6 protein-coding genes and 1 rRNA gene are annotated in these 7,500 nt (G+C 43.2%); 5 read left to right on the top strand and 2 right to left on the bottom strand.

Features of this window, described 5'->3' with window-relative positions; all coding sequences use genetic code 11:
- Positions 1-136: 136 nt before the first annotated feature.
- The 3 genes from mobH to B0187_RS10400 are packed head-to-tail and all read left to right on the top strand — an operon-like array spanning position 137 to position 3,035.
- Positions 137-2,125, top strand: coding sequence for a MobH family relaxase (mobH, locus tag B0187_RS01050; protein WP_078235941.1), 1,989 nt, complete (start codon positions 137-139; stop codon positions 2,123-2,125).
- A gap of 23 nt (positions 2,126-2,148) precedes the next feature.
- Positions 2,149-2,772 carry a tyrosine-type recombinase/integrase gene (locus B0187_RS10140; RefSeq protein WP_143413739.1) on the top strand — a complete coding sequence of 208 codons (624 nt, stop codon included), beginning with the start codon at positions 2,149-2,151 and terminating at the stop codon, positions 2,770-2,772.
- 38 nt (positions 2,773-2,810) lie between these two features.
- A complete protein-coding gene (locus B0187_RS10400; RefSeq protein ID WP_143413740.1) occupies positions 2,811-3,035 on the top strand; it encodes a tyrosine-type recombinase/integrase in 225 nt (74 codons plus the stop codon).
- A 315-nt stretch (positions 3,036-3,350) separates the two neighbouring features.
- Here B0187_RS10400 and glpQ read toward each other — a convergent pair whose 3' ends face one another.
- Positions 3,351-4,430 (bottom strand): glycerophosphodiester phosphodiesterase, encoded by a 1,080-nt coding sequence (gene glpQ, locus B0187_RS01065; RefSeq protein WP_078235943.1) that lies wholly within the window; start codon positions 4,428-4,430, stop codon positions 3,351-3,353.
- Between the two features lie 294 nt (positions 4,431-4,724).
- On the opposite strand from glpQ, the gene B0187_RS01070 reads away from it, so the two are divergent.
- Complete coding sequence (locus tag B0187_RS01070; protein ID WP_078235946.1) at positions 4,725-5,510, top strand: MIP/aquaporin family protein; 786 nt, start codon at positions 4,725-4,727, stop codon at positions 5,508-5,510.
- 11 nt (positions 5,511-5,521) lie between these two features.
- Entirely contained in the window at positions 5,522-7,036 is a 1,515-nt protein-coding gene (glpK, locus tag B0187_RS01075; protein ID WP_078235948.1) for a glycerol kinase GlpK, read from the top strand.
- A 144-nt stretch (positions 7,037-7,180) separates the two neighbouring features.
- Here the strand turns inward: glpK and rrf are convergent.
- Positions 7,181-7,296, bottom strand: a 5S ribosomal RNA gene (gene rrf, locus B0187_RS01080).
- Positions 7,297-7,500 lie beyond the last annotated feature (204 nt).

The raw sequence follows: 7,500 nt of genomic DNA on the forward strand, positions 1-7,500 counted from the left end.
TAAAATTTTACTTGTACACCCTGAAACAGAAAACCAAGTATAGAAAAAATCTCATCAAATTGCATTCACTTTCTGCTTTACCCTCTCACTTGTTCTTGTTGTAATAGTGAAAATTAGTAACAAGCACTTAATCAGAATGCTCAAAAAACTCCTCAACTCATTCCGTCCAACCAAATCACAAACACCGCTTACCGCAGAAGAGCAACCGACAGACGGCTGGCACAGCCCCCTCTCAGCAGATAAATTACTGGATACACCTTTACGCAAACAGTACCTTAATACAATTTGGCAAAATGTCTCAATGACACCTGATATGTTCAAAAAATTGTACCGTACACCGATTGAACATTATGCGGAAATGGTACAATTGTTACCTGCCTCAGAATCCCATCATCACGCCCATATCGGCGGAATGCTCGATCACGGGCTTGAAGTCATTTCTATTGCGGCTCGCCTACGTCAAAGTTATGTGTTACCACCGAATGCCGCCCCCGAAGAACAAGCCAAACAGCGAGATGTATGGACTGCCGTAGTGATTTATGCCGCTCTTTTACACGATATTGGCAAGGTCGCCGTTGATATTGAAGTCCAACAAAAAGACGGCACCCGTTGGTTTCCGTGGCAGGGCAAGCCGACACAACCCTACAATTTCCGCTATATTAAAGGACGAGATTACTCGTTACACCCAACCCTCGGCGGCTTTTTTGCCTCACAAATGCTACCCAAAGAAGCCTTTGATTGGATCGGCAAATTTCCCCAAGCCTTTGCCCAATTGATGACTTTCATTTCTGGACATCACGATAAAGCGGGTATTTTGGCAGAAATTATCCAGAAAGCTGACCAAATTAGTGTCACAATGGCTCTCGGTGGTGATCCTGGCAAACTTGCCGAACAGCCAAAAATGTCGTTTGCGAAACAGTTACAAATTGCCTTACGCCACGTTGTTGGACAGTTCAAACTCAATGCACCGAAAGGTGGCTGCGATGGCTGGCTTACCGAAGATGGGCTTTGGCTAATGAGCAAAAGCACCGCTGATCATATTCGAGCTCACCTAATGTCTCAGGGGGTGAGCGTGCCTAGTCTAAATGGTAAATTGTTTGATGAGTTACAAGCCCATAATTTAATTGAGAAAACTGCCCAAGATACGGCCATTTGGAACTGCAAAGTCGCATCAAATATTGGTTGGGCACCACCAAAGCCATTTTCCTTATTGAAAATCTCCCCGAACGTGATTTGGGATAACATTGAACAGCGTCCAGCCCTTTTTGAAGGGCGTGTTAACGTGGTTGATGAACAAGGTAATTCTGTTTCTACGGACGTTGTCCCCGTTTTGTCTGACGTAGAAGTACCGAATACGATGCCTGATCTATCTATTGCTGATACAGCCAATAATGTCGTACCGCCGACTTTTGAAGCTGAACCAGTTAATGATCATTTAACGACTGAACCAGTTGTAGAAAATCCGACACAATCATTCTCTGAACCAACAGTTGACAGTACAGAAAGCACAGATGATGTCGCATTCGCCCTGCAATTCTTTGATGATATGATGCCAGATACCGCCGAACAAAATGCTGAACCAGTGGTAGAAAAATCCCTGAAATCGCAATCAGTTGCAGAAGAGACAGAGTTATTACCTTTACCTACACCACCGCAAAAAGTAGCCCCTAAAATGGCAAAAAATGTCAAAAAAGAGGCAAAACCTACCGCTTGTCCGCCGAACACCACCGAAATTATTGACGGACTTGCCTTTTTAAATTGGGTTAAAGCAGGCGTACTCTCAGGCAAAATTTTTGTCAATAAACCGAATGCCCTTATTCATATTGTGCAAAATCACCTTTTCCTTGTTACACCGAACAGTTTTCAGATATATTTGAGAGAGGCAGGCGTTACCGATGAAGCAGCTTGGGAATTATTACAAAAACATTTCCAAAATCTCGGTATTCATAAACGCTGTCATACGGAAAATGATAGCCGAAATATCTGGGAATGTTCCGTAGTGGGGCCCAAAAGAACATCTATCTTGAATGGTTTCTTGATAGAAGATGTGAAGTTGATTCTTGGTGATAAACTTGCCGTCAACAATCAATGGCTCAAACTTAGAGGATATCCTTATTATGGATAAACAAACACAACAAATTACTTTTGATGAATTATTACAAAAATTTTTTGTTACGCGATCATCGAATTGACACTCAAAAAACATATGAAAGTGTTTTAGAGCAATTTAAAAAGTATCATCCAAATATGCTTCCTGATGAATTAACCGCAGAATCGGTAGGCAAATGGAGAAATATGGTATTACCTCATTTATCTCGTGCAACTTGGAATAAATATGTCAGCCATATTAGTCCATTGTACAATTTTGGTATAAAGCATAAATACCTTAAAATTGAACATAATCCCTTTGCAGGATTACAAGTTATAAAAGATAAGAAGAAAAAGAAAACATTGCAAGATAAGCAATTAGAACAAATGGATTGGTTACTCTGTTCTAATGAGAATATACCAAATATTTTAACCCCTAACTGGTTCTTTTTAGCATTAGTCAAAACATTAAGATATACAGCCATTAGGAGAAAACAGCTTCTTAAAATGAAAATATCAGATATTGATTTTAATAAGAAGTTATTACACATTTCTGCTGAAAATAATAAAAGCCATAAAGATCATACAATTCCGTTATCTAATAAATTAATGCCGTATTTAGAACGATTATATTTAGAGCATCAACAGATAAAAAGCCCACCTTGCACACAATTTTTAACTTAAATCTTTTTTCTAAATTTACTCGTAGAAAAGGATTAGAGATGAGTACAGATCAACTTTCTCATATTTTTAGAGTCATTTCTGAAAAGATTGGCTCAACAGTAAGCCCTCACCGTTTTCGTCATACCGTAGCTACCACGTTGATGAAAAATCCTGAAAATATTTACGTTACTCAGAAACTGCTAGGACATAGCAGCATTATCGTAACAATGGAATACATTGAGGACGATCCTGAACATCTTCGGGATCACGTCAATCGGTTGTAAATTTTTCTGTTTCAGGGTTTACAAGTAAAATAAAAATCGTAAAATAGAGCTACTTGCTATGATTTTTGGCAAGTAGTTCTTAATAGTTGCCAAGTTTAGATGTCTAGATGGCTACACAAAGGATTTAAAATCCCTCGCCTTTCGGGGCGTGCCAGTTCAAGTCTGGCCTCGGGCACCATCACTTATAACACTCTTCAAATTCTTTCTTTAATCAATTTTTCGTTTACTATCATCTCTAATCATTTCGCATAATAATCACAAGCGGTGAGATCACGCAAAACTTTTACACCGTCTCACCGCTTGTAATATCCTTACCTATTTCTGCTGTTTCAGAAATTCCACGCCAGTATCAGGGAAATCGGTGAATACGCCCGTTGCCCCTGCTTTGTTGAGCAAGGCATCGTACATTTGGTTTACATCGGTGAAGAAATCAGGCAGGGCATCTTTTCGCACCGTGTAAGGGTGAAGTTCCAACTTGGTTTTTGTCAATTCTGCCACGAGAGGGGTGTAAACCACTTTGCTCGGTTTAGATTTTTCTTTGTCGATCAACATATACCAACCCGGCCCAACGCCATCTGCATATTTCGCCACTTCTTGCATTGCGTTCGGTTGGAACATCCAATCGTAGCTGTAATTCACCCATTTACCCGAAGCGTTTTTCTCTTCGGTTTCGTTCCAATCGGTGTAAGCGATCAGTTGCACCAATTTCACGTCCATTTCCAATTTTGGCAGAAGTTCGGTTTTGATCCGTTTCAACTCATTAAAATCAAAGGTTTGCAGATAAACCCGATCGGATTTTTTGTCGTAGCCATATTTTTTCAGCACTTTGAGGGTTTCCAACGCAATATCCTTGCCCTCTTTGTGATGAAGCCACGGTGCTTTGATTTCAGGATAGATCCCAATTTTTTTTCCCGTGGATTTTTCTAAGCCTTGAATAAATTCAATTTCTTCCTCAAAAGTGTGAATTTTAAAATCCGATTTCCACATTGGGAAACGGTTCGGATAAACCTGCACCTGCTTGCCGTTTTCGACTTTGAAATTTTCGGTCATTCGCAACGATTTAATCTCCGCCAAAGTAAAATCGGCGACATAAAAACGCCCGTCTTTTCTGGCTCGATTTGGGAATTTTTGAGCGACATCGGTCAAACCATCAAGGAAATGGTCGTGAATCACCACCAAGCGATTATCTTTGGTCATCGCTAAATCTTGCTCTAAATAATCCGCTTGTTGCCCGAACGCCAAAGCTTTCGACTCCAAGGTATGCTCAGGTAAATAACCGCTCGCCCCACGATGAGCGATGATCAGCTTATCACTTTTTGAGGTTGCCATTTGACTGCTACACCCAGCCAACACCGCCATTGCCACCGCACTCAACAGTAAAGTTTTGATTTTCATTGTCTCCTCCACGGAATGTTGTTATACGAAAAAAATTTTGGCGATAATAAACAATTTTTCGCTTTTGCCTACTTTCTTTACGCAAATTTGTGAGGCACTTCACAAAATTTTTGGTATTACAAGCGGTCGGTTTTAAGCAAATTTTTACCAATAAGAAAAACCACACAAATTTTGTGAACCAGCTCACAAATTGACAATTCTCTCTTTGCAAAGATGTTCGTTTTCCATTACTTTCCGCCGCAAACGTTTTCGTTTTGCAACATTTCCATTCACTTATTTCATTAGGAGGGGAAAATGGACAATCGTTTGAAAGGGGCTTGTATTGCAGAATTTATCGGCACAGGCTTGATTATTTTCTTTGGGGCGGGCTGTGTGGCGGCGGCTCAGTTGGCAGGTTCGGCGATGAGTTTGTGGGAGATTTCAATCATCTGGGGCGTGGGGGTCGCAATGGCGGTCTATTGCACCGCTGGGGCTTCGGGAGCTCACCTCAACCCTGCCGTAACCATTGCGTTGTGGAAATTTGCCTGTTTTGACGGCAAAAAAGTGTTGCCTTACATCATCTCGCAAGTGCTGGGGGCATTCTGCTCGGCAGCTTTAATCTACTTTTTGTACAAAGATCTGTTCGTGGCGGCGGAAACTGCACAAAACCTTGTGCGTGGGGAAGTGGTTGGATTCGCTGGCGTGTTTTCCACCTACCCACACCCTCAAATCGGCATCGCCCAAGCCTTTGTGGTGGAAATGGTGATCACCGCCGTGTTAATGGCGTTAATCCTCGCCCTTACCGATGACGGCAACGGTGTGCCAAGAGGGGCAATGGCACCGTTGCTGATCGGCTTGTTAATTGCGGTCATCGGCGGTGCGACAGGGCCTTTAACTGGCTTTGCGATGAACCCAGCACGCGATTTCGGCCCGAAATTATTCGCTTATTTGGCAGGCTGGGGTGAAGTTGCTTTCACGGGCGGACTTGCCGTGCCTTATTTTATCGTGCCAATCTTCGCCCCGATTGTCGGTGCGTTACTCGGTGCGTGGGGCTACCGCCGTTTTATCGGTAAAAATCTACCTTGCAATTGTGAAAAATAAGGAGAATGCAAATGAGCAAAGAATACATTATCGCCCTCGATCAAGGCACAACCAGCTCCCGTGCGGTGTTGTTGGATAAAAACGCCAACATTGTTGAAGTGGCACAACGCGAATTTACCCAAATCTATCCGCAAGCTGGCTGGGTGGAACATAATCCAATGGAAATTTGGGCGACCCAAAGCTCAACCCTCAATGAAGTAGTGGCGAAAGCGGGTATTTCCTCCGATAAAATTGCCGCGATTGGGATCACTAACCAGCGTGAAACGACGATTGTGTGGGAAAAAGAGACGGGCAAGCCGATTTACAATGCGATTGTGTGGCAATGCCGCCGCACCGCCGACACCTGTGCCAAATTGAAAGCGGACGGACACGAAGATTACATTCGCCAAACCACAGGGTTGGTGGTCGATCCTTACTTCTCTGGCACCAAAGTAAAGTGGATTTTGGACAACGTCGAAGGGGCAAGAGAGCGTGCGAAAAAAGGCGAATTATTGTTCGGTACGGTCGATACTTGGCTCGTGTGGAAACTGACCCAAGGGCGTTCCCACGTTACCGACTACACCAACGCTTCTCGCACAATGTTGTTCAACATTCACACCAAACAGTGGGACGACAAAATGTTGCAACTGCTCGATATTCCAAGAGAAATGTTACCCGAAGTGAAAAACTCATCGGAAATCTACGGACAAACCAATATCGGCGGTAAAGGTGGCGTGCGAATCCCCGTGGCAGGCATTGCAGGCGACCAACAAGCGGCATTATACGGTCATCTCTGCGTGGAAGCAGGAATGGCGAAAAATACCTACGGCACAGGCTGTTTTATGTTGATGAACACCGGCGACCGTGCGGTGCAATCCCAAAACGGCTTGCTCACCACCATCGCTTGCAACGCCAAAGGCGAGCCGTGCTATGCGTTAGAAGGCTCAATCTTTATGGGCGGCGCCTCAATTCAATGGCTACGAGACGAGCTCAAAATTATCCACGACAGTGCCGATTCCCAATACTTTGCCAAAAAAGTACCCGATAGCAACGGCGTTTATGTCGTGCCAGCCTTCACAGGCTTAGGTGCCCCTTATTGGGATCCGTACGCTCGCGGTGCGATTTTAGGCTTGTCGCGTGGGGCGAACCGCAATCATATTGTGCGAGCCACCTTGGAATCTATCGCCTACCAAACCCGAGAAGTATTGGACGCAATGCAATCCGACAGTGGCGAGAAATTGGAAACTTTACGCGTAGACGGTGGTGCGGTCGCCAATAATTTCCTAATGCAGTTCCAAGCAGATATTCTCAACGCCAAAGTGGAACGTCCTGTGGTGCGAGAAGTTACCGCCCTCGGTGCCGCCTATCTCGCAGGCTTAGCTACAGGTTTTTGGCAAAATCTGGAAGAATTAAAAGATAAAGCTGAAATTGAGCATACTTTTGAGCCAGACCGTGACGAAGCCAAACGTACCAAACGTTACGCCGGCTGGAAAAAAGCAGTGAAAAGAGCCTTAGATTGGGAAAAAGAAGATAGCGAAAACCAATAATTTTCCGATAACCTAAAACAAGGGGGCAGATTTTAGAAAATTTCCCAAAATCCGCCCGCTTGTTTATTTGCTTTCTATATCTTATTTTTAAGTTTTTAAGCAAAGCAAAAACCCCTCGCATTACTGCAAGGGGTCGGTATTAAAATCTGGCGATGCCCTACTCTCACATGGGGAAACCCCACACTACCATCGGCGTTACCGCATTTTACTTCTGAGTTCGGAATGGAGTCAGGTAGAACTACGGCACTCTGGTCGCCAGAATATTCTGTTTTAATCATACATTGAGTTGTTTTTTGTTTTCTCGCTGTACGATTTGATATTCTTTTGTTTGTCTTATTTTCGTTCTTTAATGTTTGTTAATCTTCAACAAGCTGTTACTGATTTGATTCGTTTTTTTGTTTAGTTTTTTAGCTTTCGCTCTGTTTTTTATTTTTGACTTTCGTCTCTCAAAAACATTTGAGCGT

Source organism: Haemophilus paracuniculus (genome assembly GCF_002015115.1).
Lineage (GTDB): Bacteria > Pseudomonadota > Gammaproteobacteria > Enterobacterales > Pasteurellaceae > Haemophilus_E > Haemophilus_E paracuniculus.

Coding starts and splice junctions, on each gene's coding strand:
- B0187_RS10400 (WP_143413740.1), top strand. CDS start 2,811: ATGAGTACAGATCAACTTTCTCATATTTTTAGAGTCATTTCTGAAAAG.
- mobH (WP_078235941.1), top strand. CDS start 137: ATGCTCAAAAAACTCCTCAACTCATTCCGTCCAACCAAATCACAAACA.
- glpK (WP_078235948.1), top strand. CDS start 5,522: ATGAGCAAAGAATACATTATCGCCCTCGATCAAGGCACAACCAGCTCC.
- glpQ (WP_078235943.1), bottom strand. CDS start 4,430: ATGAAAATCAAAACTTTACTGTTGAGTGCGGTGGCAATGGCGGTGTTG.
- B0187_RS01070 (WP_078235946.1), top strand. CDS start 4,725: ATGGACAATCGTTTGAAAGGGGCTTGTATTGCAGAATTTATCGGCACA.
- B0187_RS10140 (WP_143413739.1), top strand. CDS start 2,149: ATGAATTATTACAAAAATTTTTTGTTACGCGATCATCGAATTGACACT.